The following is a 21,566-nucleotide window of genomic DNA, read 5'->3' on the forward strand; positions in this document are numbered from 1 at the left end:
CAATGCAAGCGCTGGCGGCTTCATGGCGCTCAGTTCTGCCGGTCGACGGCCACTCGGGCAAGCTGGGCCATGCTGTCGCGGAACGGGCTTTCGGGCAGTGCGTCGAGCTGTGCCAGGGCCCTGTCGGCCATCTCCTCGGCGCGGGCCCGGGTGTAGTCCAGGGCGCCGGTGTCGCGCACGATTTCCAGCACCTCATCCAGGTGGTCGAGTCCGCCCTTGCGAATCGCCTGGCGCACCACGCGCCGCTGTTCGGGGGTGCCGGTGGCCATAGCCTGGATCAGCGGCAGGGTCGGCTTGCCCTCGGCCAGGTCGTCGCCGACGTTCTTGCCCATCGCCTCGGCGTCGCCCTGGTAGTCGAGCAGATCGTCGATCAGCTGGAAGGCCAGGCCCAGATAGCGGCCGTAGTGTTGCAGGGCCGCCTGCTGGTCGGGGCTGGCGTCGGCGAGGATGGCCCCGCTGTGGGAGGCCGCCTCGAAGAGCATGGCGGTCTTGCCCTGGATGGTCTCGAAGTAGGCGGCCTCGTCGGTGTCGGGGTTGCCGACGTTGGTGAGCTGCTGCACCTCGCCCTCGGCGATGGTGCAGGTGGCCCGCGAGAGCACGTCCATGATGCGCATTGAGCCGACCTCCACCATCATCTGGAAGGAGCGGGAGTAGAGGAAATCACCCACCAGCACCGAAGGCGCGTTGCCCCAGGCCTCGTTGGCCGTGGCCTTGCCGCGACGCATGTGCGACTCGTCGACCACGTCGTCATGCAGCAGTGTCGAGGTGTGCATGAACTCGATCAGCGTAGCCAGGGTGATGTGCCGGTCGCCTGTGTAGCCCAGCGAGCGTGCCGACAGCAGTACCAGCAGCGGGCGCAGTCGCTTGCCGCCGCTTTCGATGATGTATTGACCGATGGTTTCCACCAGCGGGATGCGCGAGGCGAGCTGCTCCATGATGGTGCGGTTCACGGCGAGAAAGTCATCGGCCACCGCGGCATGCAGCGGAGGTGCGGCAGCAGAGCGGGGCGACCGGGGCGGTGAGGCGTTGGCTGTCATGGAGGCGGTTTCGTCGGGTAGGTGGAGCCGGGGCGACGGGCGTCCCTTCGGGCATCGGGTTGCCGGCCATGCTATGAGGCCCCCATGGGGGCGTCAAGCCGCTGCCGGCGGGCCCTTGGCCGGGGTGTCGACACTATCTTCGGGACGGCACCCACGGGTTGTGCGGTGGTTTCACCGCGGTTATAATCCGCGACCCACTCATCACGCTCCCTGTCAGATGGCTGCCAAAAGGGGCGCCACTCGCCGCAGGCCGATGAAGAGCCAACACCCGATGAGTCCTGGAGAGAAAACATGTACGCAGTTATCAAGAGCGGTGGCAAGCAGTATCGCGTTCAGGAAGGCCAGACGCTCAAGCTCGAGAAGCTGGAAGTGCCGACCGGCGATACCGTCGAGTTCGATGAGGTCCTGCTGATGGGCAACGACGAGGACGTCACGGTCGGCGCTCCGCTGGTCGACGGTGCCAAGGTGGCCGCCGAGGTCGTTTCCCACGGCCGTGGCGACAAGGTCACCATCATCAAGTTCCGTCGTCGCAAGCACCACATGAAGCGTCAGGGCCACCGCCAGTGGTTCACTGAAGTCAAGATCACCGGGATCTCCGCGTAAGCGCCACGCCAGCGGACGCTTTTCGAGATACTCCCACGAACGAGCGAGGTATTTGCAATGGCTCACAAGAAGGCAGCGGGCTCTACCCGTAACGGTCGCGACAGCGAATCCAAGCGCCTTGGCGTCAAGCTGTTCGGCGGCCAGGTCGTCAATCCGGGCAACATCATCGTGCGCCAGCGTGGCACCAAGTTCCACGCCGGCACCGGTGTGGGGATCGGCAAGGACCACACGCTGTTCGCGCTGGACGAGGGCGTGGTCAAGTTCGAGACCAAGGGTCCGAAGAACCGCAAGTTCGTCAGTATCGTCTCTGCCTGAGACCCCTGACGCTTGCAGCGAGAAGGCCCCGCCCAGGCGGGGCCTTCTCGTATCATGGCGGCATGCGCCGTCAGGAGAGTGAGAGATGCAGTTCGTCGACGAAGCCTCGATCATCGTGGAAGCCGGCAAGGGCGGCAATGGCTGCCTGAGCTTCCGGCGCGAGAAGTACGTGCCCAGGGGCGGCCCCGACGGCGGCGATGGGGGACATGGCGGCAGCGTCTACCTGATCGGCGACGATGCCCTCAACACCCTCATCGACTTCAAGTACCAGCGCTTCTACAAGGCGCAGAATGGCCAGCCCGGCATGGGCCGGCAGATGAGCGGACGCGCCGGCGATGACCTGCATGTCAAGGTGCCGGTGGGCACCACGGTGATCGATGAGGATACCCTCGAGGTGATCGCCGACGTCACCGAGATCGGCCAGGTGGTGCCGGTCGCCCAGGGTGGCCGCCGGGGGTTGGGCAACATCCACTTCAAGTCCTCCACCAACCGGGCACCGCGGCGCACCACGCCGGGGACCGAGGGTGAGCGCCGCACCCTGCGCCTGGAGATGAAGGTGATGGCCGACGTGGGCCTGCTGGGCATGCCCAATGCCGGCAAGTCGACGCTGATCCGCTCGGTCTCTGCGGCCAAACCCAAGGTCGCCGACTACCCCTTCACCACCCTGGTGCCCAATCTCGGGGTGGTGAAGCTCGGCCAGTACGAGCACTTCGTGATGGCTGACGTGCCCGGCCTGATCGAGGGCGCCTCGGAAGGCGCTGGCCTGGGGCTGCGCTTCCTCAAGCACCTGACTCGCACCCGGCTGCTGTTCCATGTGGTCGATGTGGCGCCCTTCGACGGGTCCGACCCGGTGGCGGCCGCCGAGGCGATCATCCACGAATTGGGCGAGTTCTCGCCGGCGCTGTCCGAGTTGCCGCGCTGGCTGGTGCTCAACAAGCTCGACCTGCTGCCGGCTGAGGAGCGCGAGGCAGTGGTCGATGACATCGTCCGCCGGCTCGGCTGGGAAGGGCCGGCGTTTCGCATCTCGGCGATTTCCCGTGACGGCACCGACGCCCTGGTCCAGGCCGCCTACCGCTGGCTCACCGAGCAGCGTCGGCTCGAGAACGAGGACGAAGAAGCCACCGAGCGTGCCCGCGAGATGCGCGCGCGCATGGAGGACGAGGCAGTGGCCCGCACCGAGGCCCGCCTGGGCCGCAAGCGCAAGCCGGTCGACGAGGATGACGACGATTTCGATGACGACGACTACGACGTCGAGGTCGAATACGCGCCGTGATGAAGTAGGCTGAGGCTAGGTGGGCGATACGAGAGGAGGTGCCGGATGAGTGACGTGTTGCGTCGTATCACGATCGACCCCTTGCAGTGCGGGGGCAGGCCCTGTGTCCGCGGCATGCGTATCCGGGTGGTGGATGTGCTCGACCTGCTGGGGCAAGGGTTGACCGCGCAGGAGGTGCTCGAAGAGCTGCCGGATCTGGAGCAGGAGGATGTCCTGGCGTGTCTGCAGTTCGCCGCGCGCCGTCTCGGCCACCCCGTCCTTGCGGCATGATCCTCTGGGTTGATGCTCAACTGTCTCCCCACCTGGCGCCCTGGATAACCGAAACTCTGGGTATCGAGGCCTATTCTGCCCGCTTTCTGCCCGCTGGCTTGGCTATCGCGATGCTTCTGATGAGGAGATATTTTCCGCAGCACGCAAGGCGGAGATTGTCGTGTTGACCAAGGATCGAGATTTTCCTGATCTTCTGGAGCGTTACGGCCCGCCGCCGCGTGTCATCTGGATCACCATGGGGAACACCACGAATGTGCGTATGCGGGACGTGTTACAGAGGCTGTTGCCAGCCGCGCTCGAGCTGTTATCGCAGGGTGAGCCCTTGGTCGAGCTGAGTGATCGCCCTTAACCCTGCAAAGACAACATCAGGAATCAAGATGACGGAAGGGGTTGCGAATCCTGGTCGCGAGTCGCTGGTGGGCGCCCGCCGGGTGGTAGTGAAGATCGGCAGTGCGCTGCTGACCAACGACGGCCGCGGCCTCGACGAGGCGGCGATCGGCGGCTGGGTGGACCAGATCGCCGCACTGCATCGCCGGGGCATCGAGGTGGTGCTGGTCTCCTCAGGGGCGGTGGCCGCCGGCATGGTGCGCCTGGGCTGGCAGGTGCGTCCCTCGGCGGTCCACGAGCTGCAGGCCGCGGCGGCGGTGGGCCAGAACGGCCTCACCGAGTGCTACGAAGGCCACTTCGCCCGCCACGGCCTGCTTACCGCCCAGGTGCTGCTGACCCACGACGATCTCTCCAACCGCAAGCGCTACCTGAATGCCCGCTCGGCGCTGCGCACCCTGGTGGCGCTGCGCGTGGTGCCGGTGGTCAACGAGAATGACACCGTGGTCACCGACGAGATCCGCTTCGGCGACAACGACACCCTGGGGGCCCTGGTGGCCAATCTGCTGGAGGCCGACGCCCTGATGATCCTCACCGACCAGGAGGGGCTGTTCGATGCCGACCCGCGCTCGAACCCTGAGGCGCGGCTGATCGCCGAGGGACGTGCCGACGATCCGAGCCTGGCGGCGGTGGCCGGCGGCGGCGGGGCGCTCGGTCGCGGCGGCATGGCCACCAAGGTGCGCGCGGCCCGGCTGGCGGCCCGCTCCGGGGCGGTCACGGTGATCGCCAGTGGTCGCCAGCCGGACGTGCTCGGTCGCCTGGCCGAGGGCGAGCGGCTGGGCACCCTGCTGCTGCCTGAGCAGGCGCCCATGGCGGCACGCAAGCGCTGGCTGGTGGGGCAGCTGCAAGTGCGTGGCAGCCTGACCCTGGACGCCGGGGCGGTGAAGGTGCTGCGCGACAGGGGCTCGAGCCTGCTGCCGGTCGGCGTGAAGTCAGTGGCGGGCAACTTCGTGCGCGGCGACATGGTGGTTTGCGTCGACGAGCAGGGGCAGCGGGTCGCCAAGGGGCTGGTCAACTACGGCGCCGACGAGGCCCGCCTGCTGGTCGGCAAGCCCAGCCACCAGATTGAGGCCATCCTCGGCTACATGGAGGCGCCGGAGCTGATCCACCGCGACAACCTGGTGGTGCTCTAGCACTCTCGCAGCCACTATGGCAAGCACCAGGCTGGCGTGATAGGATGCGCCATCCTCTCAGACACGGCCCCTAAGCGACTGCGCTTGATGGCGCAGCCGGTAACATGGCCAGGCCGGCGGGGATTTTTTTATTTCCCTGTTGGATCATACAGTTATCAAGTGTCGCCCGCAGATGGCGACCACAACTTTCTCCAAGGAGACAGTCAGTGGCGAACAGCAAGCAAGCCCGTAAGCGTGCCCGTCAGGCCGAAGGTCGTCGTGTCCTGAAGGCCAGCCAGCGCAGCATGGTCCGCACCTACATCAAGCGCGTCATCAAGGCCATCAACGGCGGTGACCACGCCCAGGCCATGGACGCCTTCAAGCAGGCGCAGCCGGTTATTGACCGCATTGCCGACAAGGATGTGCTCTCCAAGAAGAAGGCTGCGCGTCTCAAGAGCCGCCTGAACAAACGCATCAAGGCTCTCGCGGCGTAAGCCGGGAGCGCCAGAAGAAAACCGGCTGAGGCCGGTTTTTTTGTGTCCGCGATTCTTGCCGAGTGCCCGCTGAGGCGCCGAACGAGGAACAGACGGTGACGGATCACGAACAGCCCCCCGAGCCCCGGGACGATGAACCCCAGACGCCTGAGGATGGACCCCGCCCGCCGGCTGTCGACGACCCTGACCGCGCGGTAGCGCCCAAGGCGGGTGGCCTGATGCGCTCCGGCTTGGTGGTCAGCGTGATGACCCTGCTCTCGCGGGTGATGGGGCTGGCGCGCGACGTGGTGATTGCTACCCTGTTCGGCGCCGGCAACGGCACTGACGCCTTCTTCGTCGCCTTCAAGATCCCCAACTTCCTGCGCCGTCTGTTCGCCGAGGGGGCCTTCAACCAGGCCTTCGTGCCGGTGCTCTCGGAAGTCGCCACGCGCGGCAGCAAGCGCGAGGTGAAGGAGCTGCTCGATGCGGTGGCCGGCAGCCTCACGGCGGTGCTGGCGCTGATTACCGCGCTGGCGATGCTGGCCGCGCCCTGGCTGGTGTGGGCTTTCGCCCCCGGCTTCGGCCGCGACCCGCAGAAGCTGGCGTTGACCGCCGACATGCTGCGGCTGACCTTCCCCTACCTGCTGCTGATCTCGCTTACCGCCTTCGCCGGCAGCACGCTCAACACCTGGAACCGCTTTGCGGTGCCGGCCTTTACGCCGGTGCTGCTTAACCTCTCGCTGATCGGCGCGGCGGTCCTGCTCACGCCGCTGTTCGAGCAGCCGACCATGGCGCTGGCCTGGGGGGTGCTGATCGCCGGCGGCGCCCAGCTGGCCTTCCAGGTGCCTTTCCTGGCGCGGCTGGGGCTGCTGCCGCGGCCCTGGCCCGACTTCGCCCACCCTGGCGTGCGGCGTATCCTGCGGCTGATGCTGCCGGCGCTGTTCGGCGTCTCGGTCTCGCAGATCAACCTGCTGCTCGACACCGTGCTGGCCTCGCTGCTGGCGGCGGGCAGCGTCTCCTGGCTCTACTACTCGGACCGCCTGGTGGAGCTGCCGCTGGGGGTGTTCGGTATCGCCATCGGCACGGTGATCCTGCCGGCGCTCTCCAAACGCCATGCCGAGCAGGCCGGCGCGCACTTCGCCACCATGCTCGACTGGGCGATCCGTGCCGTGCTGCTGCTCGGCCTGCCGGCGGCGCTGGCTCTCGCCGTGCTGGCCGAGCCGCTGCTGATCGCGCTGTTCCACTATGGCGCCATGAGCGAGCACGACATCGCCATGGCGGCGATAAGCCTTAGAGCATATGCCTTTGGTTTAGTAGCTTTTATGCTGATCAAGGTGCTGGCACCGGGTTTCTTTGCCCGCCAGGACACCGCCACGCCGGTGAAGGTGGGCATCATCGCCATGGTCGCCAATATGGTCTTCAACCTGATCCTGATCTGGCCGCTGGCCCATGCCGGTCTGGCGCTGGCCACGGCGCTCTCGGCCTTCCTCAATGCCGGCCTGCTGGGCTGGCTGCTGAGAAAGCAGGGCGTGCTGGTTTTCCAGCCCGGCTGGGGGCGCTACGCGGTGCAACTGCTCGGCGGCTGTGCGGTGATGGGCGTGGGGCTGGCCTGGCTGGCCCCCGAGTGGCGGGCGTGGCTCGAATGGAGCGTCTGGACCCGCGCCGGCTGGCTGGCGCTGCTGGTCTCGGCCGGGGTGGCGATCTACTTCACTTGGCTGGCAACCTTCGGGGTGCGCCTTCGCCACTTTCGAATGAAAAGTTGAGGTGAGCAGATGAAGGGGTAGACAAAGACCAAGCCGCGCCGGCTGTCAAGGGTCCCCCGGTCCGTTATAATCGTGAACTTTATTTCCCAGCGTGATGACCCCCATGCGAGTGATTCGAGGACTGCACAACCTGCGTGACGCGGATCGCGGCTGCGTGGCCACCATCGGTAACTTCGATGGCGTGCATCGTGGCCACCGGGCAATTCTCGAGCAGTGCCGCGAACAGGCCGCAAGGCTCGGTCTGCCGGTCACGGTGGTGGTCTTTGAGCCCCAGCCCCGCGAGTTCTTCGCCGGCGAGCAGGCGCCGCCGCGGCTGACCCGGTTGCGCGACAAGGTGGCGCTGCTCAGCGAGTGCGGGGTCGACCGTATCCTCTGCCTGCCCTTCAACGATGCCCTGCGCCGCCTCACTGCGCTGGAGTTCATCGAGCGGGTGCTGGTGGCTGGCCTGGGCGTGCGCCACCTGGTGGTGGGCGATGACTTCCGCTTCGGCTGCGATCGACGCGGCGACTTCCACCTGCTTACCGAGGTGGGCGAGAGCCGCGGCTTCGGCGTCGAGCATACCCGCACCTTCACCGTTGATGGCGAGCGGGTCTCCAGTACCCGGGTACGCACTCTTCTGACCAGTGGCAACTTCGCCGCTGCGGCGCGTTTGCTGGGCCGCCCCTACCGGGTGGGCGGTCGCGTGGTACCCGACCGTCAGCTGGGTCGCACCATCGGCGTGCCCACCGCCAACTTGCCGCAGCCGGCCCGCTCGCTGGCCCTGCAGGGCGTCTATGCGGTGCTTACCGAGCTCCCCAACGGACGCTGCCTGCCCGGTGTGGCCAACATCGGCTGGCGCCCTACGGTGGGCAGCGAGCGCCCGGTGCTCGAGGTGCATCTCTTCGACTTCGACGGCGATCTCTACGGCCAGCGCCTGACGGTGTTCCCCTGTGCCAAACTGCGCGGCGAGGTGAAGTTCGCCCACTTCGACGAGCTCAAGGCGCAGATTCGCGCCGATCAGGCGCGCGCCCGGGCCTACTTTCTAGAGCACCCCGCGGGCGACGGTAGCGACGATTCTCTTCCTCTGGCATCGGCGCCGCTGGCGCGCGAGGCCGTGACTTCCGATTCCTCGGCGGGCAAGCCTGCCGACCACGACGACGGCTGAACCCCAGTATATGAGCGACTACAAGCACACTCTGAACCTGCCCGAAACCGACTTCCCGATGCGCGGCATGCTGCCCAAGCGCGAGCCCGCCCGGGTGGCACAGTGGAAGCAGATGGACCTCTACCATCGCCTGCGCGAGGCGCGCCGCGGCAGGGAGCTGTTCGTGCTGCACGATGGCCCTCCCTACGCCAACGGCAGCATCCATATCGGTCACGCCGTCAACAAGATCCTCAAGGACATCATCGTCAAGTCGAAGAATCTGGCCGGCTTCGATGCGCCCTACGTGCCCGGCTGGGACTGCCACGGCTTGCCCATCGAGCACAAGGTGGAGACCACCTACGGCAAGCACCTCGAGCCGGCGCGGGCCCGCGTGCTGTGTCGTGAGTACGCCGCCGAGCAGATCCAGGGGCAGCTCGCTGACTTCGTGCGTCTGGGCGTGATCGGCGACTGGGACACCCCCTACCGCTCCATGGACTTTGCCAACGAGGCCGGCGAGATCCGCGCGCTGGCCGACATGGTCGAGGCCGGCTATGTCTTCAAGGGCTTGAAGCCTGTCAACTGGTGCTTCGACTGCGGCTCGGCGCTGGCCGAGGCCGAGGTGGAGTACCAGGACAAGAAGTCCGATGCCATCGACGTGGCCTTCCCGGTGGAGGACGCCGACCGCCTCGCCGCAGCCTTCGGCCTCGAGGCGCTGGCCAGGCCGGCCGCCGTGGTGATCTGGACCACCACGCCCTGGACCATCCCCGCCAACCAGGCGCTCAACGTGCATCCCGAGTTCACCTATGCCCTGGTGGATACCGGCGAGCGCCTGCTGGTGCTGGCCGAGGAGCTGGTGGAATCGTGCCTGGAGCGTTTTGGGCTCTCCGGCGAGATCATCGCCACCGCCACCGGCGAGCGGCTAGATGGCGTGCGCTTCCGTCACCCCTTCTATGATCGCCTGTCGCCGGTGTATCTCGCCGACTACGTGGAGATCGAGGCGGGCAGCACCGGCATCGTCCACTCCGCGCCGGCCTACGGCGTCGACGACTTCGTGACCTGCCGTGCCCACGGCATGAGCTTCGAGGAGATCGAGAGCCCGGTACAGGGCAACGGCGTCTATGTCGACGAGCTGCCGTTGTTCGGTGGCCAGATGATCTGGAAGGCTAACCTGCAGATCGTCGCCAAGCTCGACGAGGTCGGTGCGCTGCTGGCCCATGCCACCATCACCCACAGCTACATGCACTGCTGGCGCCACAAGACCCCGGTGATCTACCGTGCCACCGTCCAATGGTTCGTGGGCATGGACATGGCCGGTCGCGACGGCAAGACCCTGCGCGAGCGGGCGCTGGCGGGCATCGAGGCGACCACCTTCACCCCGGCCTGGGGTAAGGCGCGGTTGCACAGCATGATTGCCAACCGCCCCGACTGGTGCATCTCACGCCAGCGCAACTGGGGCGTGCCGATTCCGTTCTTCCTGCACCGAGCCAGCGGCGAGCTGCATCCGCGCAGCGTCGAGCTGATGGAGGAGGTCGCCAAGCGCGTGGAGGCCGAGGGTATCGACGCCTGGTTTCGCCTCGACCCCGCCGAACTGTTGGGCGATGAGGCCGGCGACTACGAGAAGGTCACCGACACCCTGGACGTCTGGTTCGACTCCGGCACCACCCATCGCCATGTGCTGCGCGGCTCGCACCCCCATGGCCACCGGCAGGGGCCAGTGGCCGATCTCTACCTGGAGGGCTCCGACCAGCACCGCGGCTGGTTTCACTCCTCGCTGCTGACCGGCTGCGCCATCGACGGCCACCCGCCCTACCGTGGCCTGCTCACTCACGGCTTCACCGTGGATGCCCAGGGCCGCAAGATGTCCAAGTCGGTGGGTAACGTGGTGGCTCCCCAGGAGGTGATGGACAAGCTGGGTGCAGACATCCTGCGCCTATGGGTGGCCTCCACCGACTACGGCGGCGAGATGGCGGTCTCCGACGAGATCCTCAAGCGCACCGCCGACGTCTACCGGCGCATCCGTAACACTGCGCGCTTCCTGCTGGCCAACCTCAAGGGTTTCTCGCCAGCGAGCGACGCCCTGCCGTTCGGCGAGATGCTGGCCCTTGACCAGTGGGTGGTCGACCGCGCCGCCCAGCTGCAGGCGCGCATCGAGATCGCGTATACCGAGTATCGCTTCCTCGATGTCTACCAGCAGGTGCATGGCTTCTGCGCTCGGGAGCTCGGCAGCTTCTACCTGGACGTGATCAAGGATCGCCAGTACACCACCCAGGCCGACTCCGTGGCGCGCCACAGCGCCCAGACGGCCCTCTACCACGTGGTCGAAGCGCTCTCGCGTTGGGTGGCGCCGATCCTCTCCTTCACCGCCGAGGAGATCTTCGAGAACATTCCCGGCGAGCGCGGCGACAGCGTGCTGCTAGCCGAGTACTACACGGGCCTCGAGACGCTCGCCGACAACGCCACCATGGGCCGTGACTTCTGGGAACAGGTACTCGAAGTCAAGCAGGCGGTCAACAAATGCCTGGAAGATGCCCGCAAGGCCAAGACCATCAAGGGCAGCCTGGCCGCCGAGGTCACCCTCTACGTGGATGACGCCCTGCACGATACCCTCGCCGAGCTCGGCGACGAACTGCGCTTCGTGATGCTGACCAGCGAGGTGCATCTGGCACCTCTTGCGAAGGGCAGTCGCGCCGAGGCCACCGAACTCGAGGGGCTCAAGGTAGCCGTGGCCGAGAGCCCCCACCGCAAGTGCGAGCGCTGCTGGCACCACCGCGAGGATGTCGGCAGCCACCCGGAACACCCGGAGCTCTGTGGGCGCTGCATCAGCAACCTGCCGGGCGGCCCCGGTGAGACGCGCCACTATGCCTGATGGTCGGCACGAGGATACGGCGATGAGCGAGCAACACGAGACGCGCCTGCGTGGCCAGCAGACCGGTCGGCACGAGGCCCAACCCATGCAGCGTCCGTTGCGCTGGCTGTGGCTAGCGCTGGCGGTGATCGTGCTGGACCTGACCACCAAGAGCGCCGCCAGTGCCTGGCTGGAATACGCCCGGCCGCTGGGAGTGCTGCCGTTCTTCGACCTGACACTGCTGCACAACACCGGCGCTGCCTTCAGCTTCCTGGCCGGCCATCCAGGCTGGCAGCGCTGGCTCTTTGCCCTCATCGCCGTGGGCGCAAGCATCGGCCTGACGTTATGGATGCGTCGCCTCAAGCGCGACGAGACGCTGCTGGCGGCATCGCTGGCGCTTATCATCGGCGGGGCGCTGGGTAACCTCTACGACCGGCTGGTGCATGGCTACGTGGTGGACTTCCTCTCCTTCCATGTGGCCGGTTGGTACTACCCTGCCTTCAATGTGGCGGACATCGGCATCACCCTGGGGGCCATCGGCCTGATCTGGGAGTCGCTGTTCGCCGAGCGACGCTGGGCTCGACGTCAGGCGCGATGAATAACGCCACCCTGCCGGCCCTCGAATCTTATCCTCCTTAGCGAGTCCGAGACTGCCATGAGCGACCAGAACAGCACCCAGCACCGCATCGACGAGGGCATGCAAGTGACCTTGCACTTTACCCTCAGCCTGGAAGACGGCACCGTGGTGGATTCCACCCGTGACAAGGCCCCCGCCACCTTCCAGGTGGGCGATGGCAACCTGCCGCCGGGCTTCGAGCACCCTCTCAAGGGGTTGGCGAGCGGTGATACCGACAGCTTCGAGATCACCCCCGAGCACGCCTTCGGCCAGCACAATCCCCAGAACATCCAGCTGCTCAAGCGCGCCGACTTCGAGAGCGAGGCGCCGGAGGTGGGCATGGTGATGTCCTTCGCCGATGCCGCCGGCGGCGAGCTGCCCGGGGTGATCAGCCGCATCGAGGGCGAGCGGGTGGAAGTGGACTTCAACCACCCGCTGGCGGGGCGTACCCTGACCTTCGAGGTGGAAGTGCTCGACGTAAAGCCCGCCACCACCCACTGAGGTGGTAGCATGAACGACACTGCAGCCGGTAGTAGCGATTTCGACTCTCCCTGGAAGGAGGCGCTGGAGCACTATTTCCCGCAATTTCTGCAGCTGCTAAAGCCAGAGATGTATCGAGACATTGACTGGCAGCGGCCGCACGAGTTTCTCGACAAGGAGCTGCAACAGGTGGTGCGTGACACCGAGGCCGGTCGGCGCCACACCGATAAGCTGGTCAAGGTTTTCACGCTGGATGGCAGTGAGACATGGGTGCTGATCCATGTCGAGGTGCAGGGCAGGGCGGATCGGCACTTCAATGCCAGGATGTACCGATATTTCTATCGCCTGCAGGACAAGTACCCTCAACGGCGTATAGCGAATCTCGCCATTCTGACCAATCAGGCGCACCATCAGTCCATCGGCCACTATGAACAGCAGCTGTGGCAGACAAGGCTAGTGTTCAGTTTCCCAGTGGTGAACCTTCAACATATGCGTGATGATCGCGTGATGATCGCCACGCACTTGAGAACAGTACCAACCCTTTTGCTGTCATAGTGCATGCTCAGCTTGAAGCACATCGGACCCAAGGCAATGACAATGCTCGCCTAGTAACCAAGTTCAGCCTGATGAAGCGGCTGTATCGGCGTGGCTTCAAACATTCCGAGGTACTGGAGCTGTTACGCTTGATCGACTGGATGCTGGCACTACCGCCGGCTCTGGAAGAGGAGATTGAGGCCCAGATGGCCCGCTTCGAGGAGGAAATTCAGATGTCGTATGTCACATCGTTCGAACGTATCGCTAAGAAGCGTGGCATGCAACAGGGCATGCAGCAGGGCATGCAGAGTGGGCGTGCCGAGCTGTTGCTGAAACTGCTGGCCTTGAAATTCGGCAAGCTTCCTCGCGAGGTCGAGTCGATGGTGAACCAGGCAAGTTCCGAGGAGCTGGAGCTGTGGGCCGAGCGAGTCCTGACGGCCGGCACCCTGGATGAAATTTTTGCGTGACGCATCAAGGCAAAGCCCCCATGCAACCTGACACACTTCAGACCGAACCCATGCACATCAAGCTGGCCAACCCCCGCGGCTTTTGCGCCGGCGTCGACCGCGCCATCGAGATCGTCAACGGCGCGCTGGACGTCTTCGGCCCGCCAATCTACGTGCGCCACGAGGTGGTCCACAATCGCTTCGTAGTCGACAGCCTGCGTGAGCGGGGGGCAGTGTTCGTCGAGGAGCTCCACGAGGTCCCCGACGGCGTTATCGTGATTTTCTCCGCCCACGGAGTCTCCCGCGCCGTACAGCAGGAGGCCGATCGCCGAGGGCTCAAGGTGTTCGACGCCACCTGCCCGCTAGTCACCAAGGTGCATCTTGAGGTGCTGCGCTACGCCCGCCACGGTCAGGAGTGCATCCTGATCGGCCACGCGGGCCACCCCGAGGTTGAAGGCACCATGGGCCGCTACGATACCGCCCACGGCGGGCAGATCTACCTGGTCGAGGACGAACAGGATGTCGCCAGGCTAGAGGTCAAGAACTCCAGCCAGCTGGCCTTTGTCACCCAGACTACACTCTCCATGGATGACACCGCCCGGGTGATCGACGCCCTGCGCGCTAAGTTCCCCGAGATCCAGGGGCCGCGCAAGGACGATATCTGCTACGCCACCCAGAACCGCCAGGATGCCGTGCGCGAGCTGGCCGACAGCTGTGATCTGGTGCTGGTGGTAGGCAGCCCCAACAGCTCCAACTCCAACCGCTTGCGCGAGCTCTCCGAGCGGGTGGGTACCCCCGCCTACCTGATCGACAGCGCCGAGCAGGTCGACCCCGCCTGGCTCGACGGCGTCGGCGTGATCGGCGTCACCGCCGGCGCCAGTGCTCCCGAGGTGCTGGTCAAGGGCGTGATCGAGCGGTTGCAGGCGCTGGGCGCCACCGCTCCCGAGGAGCTCGCCGGTCGCGAGGAGACCATCACCTTCTCCATGCCCCGCGAACTGCGTGAAAGGGTGATCGCCAGCGACTGAACTTGGGAGCACTCGTCTCTGCAGGAATGGCATACATGGGGCATATAAAAGGGCGAGGGTCTCTCGCCCTTTTATATGCATTCACACCCAGAAATCGCTATGCTGGATTTGCTGAAACAAAGCGTAACAGACTTGGCTGGCGCATTCGGCCTGGCTTGTACGCGCCTGGTGCAGCGTTGAGGGTGAGTGATGGAGAGCTCATGGCACGACAGGCCGGTATTACACTCATTGAATCGCTGGTTGCCTTGTTGTTGATCAGTGTGGCGCTGCTGGGCGTGGCCGGTCTGCAACTGCTCGGCCTTCAGGATGCGCGCGATGCGCGCTGGCGAGCCGATGCTGTATCGCTTGCTACTAGCGTGGCGGATACCATGCGGGCTTACTCTGGCCCTGGCTACCCTGACACGGCGAGTCGCTTCGAGGTTAGCGGGGATGCGGCGACTATCGCTGCCTGTAATGGCAGCAACGACGAGATCTGTGCGCTCATGAAAGACTGGAAGCAGGAGGTGGCCAGGCTGCTCCCTAATGCCAGGCCAGAAGTCTCGGTGCAGTCCGGCGATGTCGAGAAGATCAGGATCATGCTGCGCTGGCGTCAGCGGCCCCCCAATGACGACAACCCTTTGCCGACATGCGGTGTCGAGGCACGCTCGGGGGGCTGCGTGATCCTGGAAACCCGCCTATGACGATGGAGCGTGCTTCCGGTCTCCGTCGCCAGGCCGGGGTGGGGCTCATCGAGCTGATGATCGCCATGGTCATTGGGCTGATGGTGGTCGGCATGGTTACCAGCTATTACCTCTCCAGCCGTCAAAGCTATCAGACGACCGTGGTATCGAGCGAATTGAACAATGCGCAGCGATACGTGATGCAGCTGGTCGTACGTCAGCTTCTGCAAGCCGGTTACAGTGACGCCTGGATGACCCTGGAGGAGGTATTTCCCTCGTTTGGCGCTACCAATGATGCTCCGGGCTTTGCCGCTGGCCAGATCGTCGTCGGCCAGGCAGGGGGTGCGACGAATTCTTCCGAGCTCTGGTTACGCTACCAGGCCGCTGGGTTGGCAGGGCAGCCGATCATCGACTGTACCAACAAGGCCGTTGACAAAGCCGACGGCGTTGCACGGATTCGTCTCTACGTCAAGGATAATACCCTACTTTGCCAGTCCTCGATCAACGCCACCCCGCAGCCTTTGCTGAATGGCGTCGAGGCGCTGCAGTTTAGCTATCTCGATGGTTCCGGTAGCTTCCAGGATCATGAGAGCGCCGATTGGACCAGCGTTCGCGCGGTGCGGGTAGAATTGCTGGTGAGCTCGGAAACCGACACCTGGGATGCGGCCACCCAGCAGAGCTTCGACTCGCAGGAGGGTACCCTGACCTTTAACGATCGACACATGCGCGCGCAGCTCTCCCGAACCGTGACCCTGCGCAATATCATGGGGCGGCAGTAACATGGCAATGACAGGACAGCGTACACAGGGCGGTGCAGCCCTGTTGGTCACCTTGGTGTTAATCGCCCTGACCAGCCTGCTGGCCTTTACCGGCAGCCAGGTTACCCGGCTGCAGCAGCGTCTAGTCAGCAATGATCAGGCCGCCCAGATTGCCTTTCAGGCCGCCGAGGCGGCGCTTCGCGAGGCTTTCCAGGAATTGGCGGCGGCGCCCCATTTGGTCAATTTCTGCCAGGGGAGCACCGAGCGCTACGATATTGCGACCCTTGACGACCTCAATGTCGATGACGTCGACGCTGCCCTGGGAAACGGCGTGAGCGTCAGCGATTTTGCCCTGGGCGAGGCAAACGGTGAAATCTCCCTGGTAAAGTCACCGCGCTATGTCATTGCCTGCCTTGATGAGGCCGCGGTAGAGGGCTATACCAGATCGCAAAGCCGGGTCGTGGGCAAAGGCGAGGTTGGCGGCGAGCCGTATCAGTTCTTTCGTGTGTTCGCCCGTGGCTTCGATCCCAGCGGCATGATCAGTCGGACTCTGGAGGCACGTTATGTCCTGCCGGCAGGTGTGTAATACGCGAGTATGGAAGCGTCATGTGCTTGCTGGCATGACGGCTCTTTTGTGTTTCTTCAGCGTGGCTTACGCACAGTCTCAGGATGTGCCGATCCGCTCGGGCATCCCCTACCTGACACCTTCCAGCGCCCAGGCCGGTGTGACGCCTCGTAGCATGGTGGTGATGTCCAATGACCATCAGCTGTTCTTCAAGGCCTATACCGACTGGAGTGATATCGATGGCGACGGCGTCATCGATGACAGTTTCAAGCCTGACTACGAGTACTACGGCTACTTCGACAGCAACCGCTGCTATGTCTACGCGGATAATCTATTCAAGCCCGCTGTCAGCACGAACGCAAACTACGTCTGCCCTTCGAGTAGCGGCCTTTGGAGCGGCAACTTTCTCAACTGGTTGACGATGACGCGCATGGATATCCTGCGCAAGGTGCTATACGGCGGTAAGCGCGTCCGCGATACTGTTTCCCAAACCACGATTCTCGAACGTGCTTATCTGCCTTACGATGCCCACTCCTTCGTCAAAGTCGTCAATAACAGTAGCATCCTTAGCAGTTACACGCCGTTAAGCGGGCAGTCGTATTCCTTCTGCAATACCACGGGTGTTGCCGGCGGTTATAGCGGCCAATCCAAGGATGTCGACGCTCCCCCTCAGTTGCGCGTCGCCGCTGGCAAATGGCCGAATTGGGCGGCTAACGAGCGGTGGCAGTGTGTATGGGCCGATGAAACTGGCCGCAACAATGGGAACGATAGACTCAGACCTGAAAGTGATGATACTGGCAGCGCTACCTTTGACGTTCGAGTCGAAGCGTGCCCCGTGGTGGGAGAAGGCTGTACGGCGTATCCGGACTCTAGCCATCCCAAGCCTACCGGACTGTTGCATGAATACGCCCGTAGTATCAATTTTGGCTTGATGACAGGCTCCTATGCGCAAAATACCCGGGGCGGCGTGCTGCGTGCCAATCTGCAAAGCTTTATCAAAGAGTTTGATGAAAGCAGCGGTGTCTTCCGGAAAAACGTCAGCGGTATCGTCAGCAATATCGATGCGTTTCGCATATCGCGGTATCGGTACTCGGATGGCACTTACAATAATGACAACTGCCCGTTCGGCAAACGCCTCAATCAGGTTGGTGGCGGAGACTGTTCTAGCTGGATCAATCCCTTTGGCGAGATCACCGCGGAGGCACTGCGCTACCTCACGGGTGAAGCCGAGCCGACGTCGGCCTTCAAGGTTGGCGAGGGAAGCGTCGAGACTGGATATCTCGATGGTTTGACCTCGCCCGCCTGGAAAAACGAAGTGGGTGACGCCTGGTGCGCGGCCAGTTCCATGATTCTGATCAATTCAAGTGAGGTGTCTCTGGATGGTGACGATCTGGGCAGTTTCCCGTTCTCCCAGGGCGGAAGCCTCGAGAGCTGGTTGGGCCAGGTAGCAAGCGATGAGGGCATTGGTGGTCAGTACTTCGTGGGTGAGACAGGAAGTAACAGGGACAAGCGGTGTACTGCCAAGTCACTTTCCAGTCTTACTGGCGTGAAAGGTATCTGCCCAGCGGCACCGGGACTGGAAGGAACCTACAACGTGGCTGCTTTGACGCGTTATGCCTGGGAGAACCCGATTGTTCGTGCCCGTGATGACAGCGGCGGTGCGCCAATCAGAACTTATGCGGTGCGACTCACTACCAATACTCCCCTCATCGAATTGCCGGGCTTCTCGATCGTGCCGGCTTGTGAAAACATCCCGGATAACGGCAAGTGCGCACTGGTCGACTTTCGGCCCCAGTTCATCGGTGATACCCGCGGCGAGTTCGAGATCACCTGGGAGGTGGCGGAGTTCGGGGGCGATTACGACTCCGACATTGAAATGACCCTTGCCTATCAGGTAGAAAACGACCGCCTGTCGGTGACCACGGACGTAACGTCAGAAAGTACCAGCCGCGAGGCTGGAGTCGGCTATATTCTGAGCGGAAGCTCGGGCCGCTATAAAGATGCGAACAGCAATGAAATCGTAAATCTTGCCAGCGATGGCTTCCAGGTTCACTCAGGTATCGAACGCTACAATGAATCGCCTTATTGCAGCAATAAAGGCAGCTGCGAGCTCGACGATAGCCCCAGCACGCAAACGTATCGTATCTCCGCATCCGGCAGCGCGGGTGTGCTCAAACCGCCGCTATTCTACGCGGCCAAGTATGGAAGCGACTCTCGCGATGATACGCCAGAAAACTATTTTCAGGTTAATCGCATCAGCGAGCTCGCGGAATCTCTGCGTTCCGCACTGGACCAGGTGTTGAAAAGCGCACGTACCACCGGTGCTGGCCTGGGCTTCAGCCAAACCCATGGTGGCCTCACGTTCCAGACGGAATACAACAACAATAATAGCTGGTCGGGTGATCTGATTGCCTTGGCTACCCTGTCCAGCGGTCTTGGCGGCATGCAGTGGAGCGCCAGGCAGCAGATGCCCGCCCATACAGCGCGCACGGTCATCACATCCTCAGGCGGCCAAGGGGTCTCTCTCTCGGCCAGTGTGGTAAACGGCTGGACCGATACCCTGGTCGATTACCTGCGCGGAGATACCGCGAATGAACAACGTAACGGCGGCAGCTATCGCGATCGCCTGTGGCGAGATCAAAGCCCGGCGCGGCTGGGTGACATGATCAGCTCCCAACCGGTGGTGGTCGCCAGGCCCAACAGCTATTACGTGCCCACTGGGCCTGATGACACCTCATATCTCGACTACCGGGTAGCCAAGCAAAACCGCGCGACGATGGTCTATGTGGGGGCCAACGACGGCATGCTGCACGGTTTCGATGCTGCTACCGGGCAGGAGCGCCTCGCCTATGTGCCAGGCCTAGTGCTTGACGGCCTCGCCGAGCTTGCATCGCCGGAGTACCAGCACCGCTACTTCGTCGATGGCAGTCCTACCGCGCTGGATGTGCAGGTGGGGACAAATGATACCTGGCGCACCGTGCTGGTCAGCGGATTGGGCCACGGTGGTCGGGGGCTTTTTGCTCTTGATGTCTCGTCGCCTTCGTCGTTCAGCGAGGCGAATGCCAATCAAGTTGCGCTGTTCGAGTATGGTCCCGTGCATGAGGCGGCCTTGTTCGATGGCCGCAACGACCATCTGGGCTATATCGATGACAACATTAGTCTGGTTCAGCTCGAAGATGGCAGTTACGCGGCGGTGTTTGCCAACGGCTTCGCCAGCCCCTCCGGCAAGGCGGCACTCTACGTCATTACGCTCGACGGGGCGGCCGACGGCATTCTCGCTGCAGATGATGTCTCGCGGCTGGTGCCTGCCGATGCCGCCAATGCCGGCGTCAATGGCATGACGTCGGTCTCCCTGGTGGATGCCGACGGCAACGGTCGTGTCGATACCGCCTACGGGGGCGACCTCAAGGGTAATCTTTGGCGCTTCAACATGGCTGACCCCACCAGTATCACCAGTAAACGCTTGTTCTCAGCGACCGACTCTGCGGGTACGGCTCAGATGATCACGGCGCCCATCGAGGTAGGCGAGCATCCAGAAGGAGGCTTGATGATCTTTGTCGGAACGGGCAAGCGTGATGGCGCATTCGCGCTGGGCGATACCCAGGAAGCCGGAGGCACGGACAGTTTCTATGCGATACGCGACCTGCTCGATGGCAGCCGGATCCTGCCTCTCTCGCGTGACCGGCTCGCTGAACGCGAGCTGCTTTCTGGCAGTGGCACGGATGCCGAGGGCAACGTACGGGCGCTGCGGTTCTTCTCGACGGTCACGGCGAATGCCGCGGCTGATGAGGGCTGGTTCATGGATTTTCCCGATGGGCGCGAACGTGTGACCCAAAGACCCTTGCTGAACGGAAAACGCCTCTATGTGACTAGCTTGATTCCGGGACAAGGAGTCTGCGGTGCCGAGGATCAAGGCTTTCTCTACGAACTGCAGGCGTTCAAGGGGCAAGCCGTTTCGTTGAGGGATGACGGCAGTAACGCGTTCGACGTCGATACTACCCCGCCTGGCGGCGCCGAGCCGGCGCCGGTCGGGATCGGAACGGAAGGCATGCTGTACACCCTCGTAGTGGACAGCCGTCTGGAAGAGAAAGTGGAGAACATCAATACTGTCAGCAGCACCGGCGAGACAATGACTTTGGCGCGGGATCCTGCCATTCCGCTGGGGCTGGGCCGCGTGTCCTGGCGTGAGCTGGAGCGCTGACATGAAACGAACCCGCGGCTTTACCCTGATCGAGCTGATGATCACCGTGGCCATTCTCAGCATACTGGCCTCGGTGGCGCTGCCCTCGTATCAGCGCTACGTCGATCGCTCCTATCGCACTCAGGCTCAGGTACTGCTGCAGCAGATGGCCCAGCAACTCGAACGGCGCTACAGCCAGACCTATCGCTACGGCACCGACGTAAGCGACAAGGCGCCTGGTGATGTGGTTCCGCCGCTCAGTGTTGATGGAATGTCGGGAAAGATGGCAGATCGCTACAGCATCACCGTCACCATCAGCGGCTCAGGCAGGGACTTTTCGCTGAAGGCGACGCCTAAAGGAGCCCAGGCCGACGACGTCTGTGGCACCTTGGCGCTAGTTCGTGATGGCGGTACGACCGCCAGTGGCCCAGGCACGGGCTGCTGGGGCTGAGCGTTAGGTGCCGCTGCAGTCGCCCCCATCATCACGGCGCATTCTTGCTGAGCTGATCACAATTTTCCGAGCAGTCTCATCCGCTCGTTCAGAGTGACAAAGGGTGAAGCTTCCCCAATCGCTGGTGAACCCATCTGCCTTGAAGCTAATACCGTTACTGGTGGGGCCGGTGGCATCGATCGAAACATTACTGGCGGCGGCATTGAAGCGCTGGATCAGTTCATCTCCCGCATTGAACGCGCCATCCTTATCGGCATCCACGAACAGCAGCAGCGAATCCTGCCAGTTGCTGGAGCAGGCACTGGTATCGTGACTGGGACACAAGAAAACGGTCTGGCGGCGCTCCGCTGCTTCCAGGCGCGTGGTGCCCAGCGCCAGCCAAAGCCTGTCGGCCTGACGATCGAGTTCGGCGCGATCTGCAAGGCGACCAAAACCGGGAATGGCCCAGGTAGCCATGATGGCGATGATGGCCACGACGGTCAAAAGCTCAATGAGCGTGAAGCCCGAATGACGAGGCGCTTTCATAAGGGTGTTTATCCGAAGGTGCCTGTTCGCAGTGCCCAGGGAGGAAGTGTGTAACCCAGGAGGAACGACCCCCCGATTATTTTTGGGTCTTCACCAACTGGCATGATAGTGGGCTGCACTACATCGGCG

General features: G+C 63.5%; 22 protein-coding genes. 20 read left to right on the forward strand and 2 right to left on the reverse strand.

Annotated elements, in window-relative coordinates:
* Positions 1–29 precede the first annotated feature (29 nt).
* A complete protein-coding gene (gene ispB, locus DFO68_RS05465) occupies positions 30–1,037 on the reverse strand; it encodes an octaprenyl diphosphate synthase (protein WP_133482672.1) in 1,008 nt (335 codons plus the stop codon).
* A gap of 291 nt (positions 1,038–1,328) precedes the next feature.
* Between ispB and rplU the strand changes: the two genes are divergently transcribed.
* The 20 genes from rplU to DFO68_RS05565 all read left to right on the forward strand — a co-directional run bounded on the left by rplU (position 1,329) and on the right by DFO68_RS05565 (position 20,912).
* Positions 1,329–1,640 carry a 50S ribosomal protein L21 gene (gene rplU, locus DFO68_RS05470; protein WP_133482673.1) on the forward strand — a complete coding sequence of 104 codons (312 nt, stop codon included), beginning with the start codon at positions 1,329–1,331 and terminating at the stop codon, positions 1,638–1,640.
* Between the two features lie 57 nt (positions 1,641–1,697).
* Positions 1,698–1,955: a 50S ribosomal protein L27 gene (gene rpmA / locus DFO68_RS05475; RefSeq protein ID WP_089714316.1), complete on the forward strand. Its 258-nt coding sequence runs from the start codon at positions 1,698–1,700 to the stop codon at positions 1,953–1,955.
* Positions 1,956–2,040: 85 nt separating this feature from the next.
* Positions 2,041–3,228 carry an Obg family GTPase CgtA gene (gene cgtA, locus DFO68_RS05480; protein WP_133482674.1) on the forward strand — a complete coding sequence of 396 codons (1,188 nt, stop codon included), beginning with the start codon at positions 2,041–2,043 and terminating at the stop codon, positions 3,226–3,228.
* 45 nt (positions 3,229–3,273) lie between these two features.
* Positions 3,274–3,498 carry a DUF433 domain-containing protein gene (locus DFO68_RS05485; RefSeq protein WP_133482675.1) on the forward strand — a complete coding sequence of 75 codons (225 nt, stop codon included), beginning with the start codon at positions 3,274–3,276 and terminating at the stop codon, positions 3,496–3,498.
* A 40-nt stretch (positions 3,499–3,538) separates the two neighbouring features.
* Positions 3,539–3,847: a DUF5615 family PIN-like protein gene (locus DFO68_RS16040; RefSeq protein ID WP_208107370.1), complete on the forward strand. Its 309-nt coding sequence runs from the start codon at positions 3,539–3,541 to the stop codon at positions 3,845–3,847.
* A 28-nt stretch (positions 3,848–3,875) separates the two neighbouring features.
* Positions 3,876–5,015 carry a glutamate 5-kinase gene (proB, locus tag DFO68_RS05495; RefSeq protein ID WP_133482676.1) on the forward strand — a complete coding sequence of 380 codons (1,140 nt, stop codon included), beginning with the start codon at positions 3,876–3,878 and terminating at the stop codon, positions 5,013–5,015.
* Positions 5,016–5,221: 206 nt separating this feature from the next.
* Positions 5,222–5,488 carry a 30S ribosomal protein S20 gene (gene rpsT / locus DFO68_RS05500; RefSeq protein WP_133482677.1) on the forward strand — a complete coding sequence of 89 codons (267 nt, stop codon included), beginning with the start codon at positions 5,222–5,224 and terminating at the stop codon, positions 5,486–5,488.
* A gap of 218 nt (positions 5,489–5,706) precedes the next feature.
* Complete coding sequence (murJ, locus tag DFO68_RS05505) at positions 5,707–7,230, forward strand: murein biosynthesis integral membrane protein MurJ (RefSeq protein ID WP_133482802.1); 1,524 nt, start codon at positions 5,707–5,709, stop codon at positions 7,228–7,230.
* Positions 7,231–7,333: 103 nt separating this feature from the next.
* Positions 7,334–8,374 carry a bifunctional riboflavin kinase/FAD synthetase gene (gene ribF, locus DFO68_RS05510; RefSeq protein ID WP_133482678.1) on the forward strand — a complete coding sequence of 347 codons (1,041 nt, stop codon included), beginning with the start codon at positions 7,334–7,336 and terminating at the stop codon, positions 8,372–8,374.
* A 10-nt stretch (positions 8,375–8,384) separates the two neighbouring features.
* Complete coding sequence (gene ileS, locus DFO68_RS05515) at positions 8,385–11,219, forward strand: isoleucine--tRNA ligase (protein ID WP_133482679.1); 2,835 nt, start codon at positions 8,385–8,387, stop codon at positions 11,217–11,219.
* Between the two features lie 22 nt (positions 11,220–11,241).
* Positions 11,242–11,796 (forward strand): signal peptidase II, encoded by a 555-nt coding sequence (gene lspA / locus DFO68_RS05520; RefSeq protein ID WP_243726426.1) that lies wholly within the window; start codon positions 11,242–11,244, stop codon positions 11,794–11,796.
* 57 nt (positions 11,797–11,853) lie between these two features.
* On the forward strand, positions 11,854–12,315 hold the full coding sequence (fkpB, locus tag DFO68_RS05525; RefSeq protein ID WP_133482680.1) for an FKBP-type peptidyl-prolyl cis-trans isomerase: 462 nt from the start codon (positions 11,854–11,856) through the stop codon (positions 12,313–12,315).
* Between the two features lie 9 nt (positions 12,316–12,324).
* On the forward strand, positions 12,325–12,849 hold the full coding sequence (locus DFO68_RS05530; protein WP_133482681.1) for a hypothetical protein: 525 nt from the start codon (positions 12,325–12,327) through the stop codon (positions 12,847–12,849).
* A gap of 128 nt (positions 12,850–12,977) precedes the next feature.
* Positions 12,978–13,295, forward strand: coding sequence for a DUF4351 domain-containing protein (locus DFO68_RS05535; RefSeq protein ID WP_166637526.1), 318 nt, complete (start codon positions 12,978–12,980; stop codon positions 13,293–13,295).
* A 50-nt stretch (positions 13,296–13,345) separates the two neighbouring features.
* Positions 13,346–14,299 (forward strand): 4-hydroxy-3-methylbut-2-enyl diphosphate reductase, encoded by a 954-nt coding sequence (gene ispH, locus DFO68_RS05540; protein ID WP_133482804.1) that lies wholly within the window; start codon positions 13,346–13,348, stop codon positions 14,297–14,299.
* 200 nt (positions 14,300–14,499) lie between these two features.
* Positions 14,500–14,979 (forward strand): type IV pilus modification protein PilV, encoded by a 480-nt coding sequence (pilV, locus tag DFO68_RS05545; RefSeq protein ID WP_166637527.1) that lies wholly within the window; start codon positions 14,500–14,502, stop codon positions 14,977–14,979.
* Positions 14,976–15,737, forward strand: coding sequence for a PilW family protein (locus DFO68_RS05550; protein ID WP_166637533.1), 762 nt, complete (start codon positions 14,976–14,978; stop codon positions 15,735–15,737). The genes pilV and DFO68_RS05550 overlap by 4 nt, the downstream gene beginning before the upstream one ends.
* A 1-nt stretch (position 15,738) precedes the next feature.
* Positions 15,739–16,302: a pilus assembly PilX family protein gene (locus DFO68_RS05555; protein WP_133482685.1), complete on the forward strand. Its 564-nt coding sequence runs from the start codon at positions 15,739–15,741 to the stop codon at positions 16,300–16,302.
* Between the two features lie 22 nt (positions 16,303–16,324).
* The gene (locus DFO68_RS05560) at positions 16,325–20,482 is read left to right on the forward strand and encodes a pilus assembly protein (protein ID WP_166637528.1); all 4,158 of its coding nucleotides are present in this window, start codon (positions 16,325–16,327) and stop codon (positions 20,480–20,482) included.
* Position 20,483: 1 nt separating this feature from the next.
* Positions 20,484–20,912 (forward strand): type IV pilin protein, encoded by a 429-nt coding sequence (locus DFO68_RS05565; RefSeq protein WP_133482687.1) that lies wholly within the window; start codon positions 20,484–20,486, stop codon positions 20,910–20,912.
* 3 nt (positions 20,913–20,915) lie between these two features.
* On the opposite strand, the gene DFO68_RS15650 is transcribed toward DFO68_RS05565, so the two are convergent.
* On the reverse strand, positions 20,916–21,437 hold the full coding sequence (locus DFO68_RS15650) for a GspH/FimT family pseudopilin (RefSeq protein ID WP_133482688.1): 522 nt from the start codon (positions 21,435–21,437) through the stop codon (positions 20,916–20,918).
* Positions 21,438–21,566 lie beyond the last annotated feature (129 nt).

Origin of the sequence: Halomonas ventosae (genome assembly GCF_004361885.1) — a bacterium.
Taxonomy (GTDB): Bacteria; Pseudomonadota; Gammaproteobacteria; order Pseudomonadales; family Halomonadaceae; genus Halomonas; species Halomonas ventosae_C.

Excerpts from the sequence above, each read along its gene's own strand:
- ispB (WP_133482672.1), bottom strand. The coding sequence starts at position 1,037 with ATGACAGCCAACGCCTCACCGCCCCGGTCGCCCCGCTCTGCTGCCGCA.
- rplU (WP_133482673.1), top strand. The coding sequence starts at position 1,329 with ATGTACGCAGTTATCAAGAGCGGTGGCAAGCAGTATCGCGTTCAGGAA.
- rpmA (WP_089714316.1), top strand. The coding sequence starts at position 1,698 with ATGGCTCACAAGAAGGCAGCGGGCTCTACCCGTAACGGTCGCGACAGC.
- cgtA (WP_133482674.1), top strand. The coding sequence starts at position 2,041 with ATGCAGTTCGTCGACGAAGCCTCGATCATCGTGGAAGCCGGCAAGGGC.
- DFO68_RS05485 (WP_133482675.1), top strand. The coding sequence starts at position 3,274 with ATGAGTGACGTGTTGCGTCGTATCACGATCGACCCCTTGCAGTGCGGG.
- proB (WP_133482676.1), top strand. The coding sequence starts at position 3,876 with ATGACGGAAGGGGTTGCGAATCCTGGTCGCGAGTCGCTGGTGGGCGCC.
- murJ (WP_133482802.1), top strand. The coding sequence starts at position 5,707 with ATGCGCTCCGGCTTGGTGGTCAGCGTGATGACCCTGCTCTCGCGGGTG.
- ribF (WP_133482678.1), top strand. The coding sequence starts at position 7,334 with ATGCGAGTGATTCGAGGACTGCACAACCTGCGTGACGCGGATCGCGGC.
- ileS (WP_133482679.1), top strand. The coding sequence starts at position 8,385 with ATGAGCGACTACAAGCACACTCTGAACCTGCCCGAAACCGACTTCCCG.
- lspA (WP_243726426.1), top strand. The coding sequence starts at position 11,242 with ATGAGCGAGCAACACGAGACGCGCCTGCGTGGCCAGCAGACCGGTCGG.
- fkpB (WP_133482680.1), top strand. The coding sequence starts at position 11,854 with ATGAGCGACCAGAACAGCACCCAGCACCGCATCGACGAGGGCATGCAA.
- DFO68_RS05530 (WP_133482681.1), top strand. The coding sequence starts at position 12,325 with ATGAACGACACTGCAGCCGGTAGTAGCGATTTCGACTCTCCCTGGAAG.
- ispH (WP_133482804.1), top strand. The coding sequence starts at position 13,346 with ATGCACATCAAGCTGGCCAACCCCCGCGGCTTTTGCGCCGGCGTCGAC.
- pilV (WP_166637527.1), top strand. The coding sequence starts at position 14,500 with ATGGCACGACAGGCCGGTATTACACTCATTGAATCGCTGGTTGCCTTG.
- DFO68_RS05550 (WP_166637533.1), top strand. The coding sequence starts at position 14,976 with ATGACGATGGAGCGTGCTTCCGGTCTCCGTCGCCAGGCCGGGGTGGGG.
- DFO68_RS05555 (WP_133482685.1), top strand. The coding sequence starts at position 15,739 with ATGGCAATGACAGGACAGCGTACACAGGGCGGTGCAGCCCTGTTGGTC.
- DFO68_RS05565 (WP_133482687.1), top strand. The coding sequence starts at position 20,484 with ATGAAACGAACCCGCGGCTTTACCCTGATCGAGCTGATGATCACCGTG.
- DFO68_RS15650 (WP_133482688.1), bottom strand. The coding sequence starts at position 21,437 with ATGAAAGCGCCTCGTCATTCGGGCTTCACGCTCATTGAGCTTTTGACC.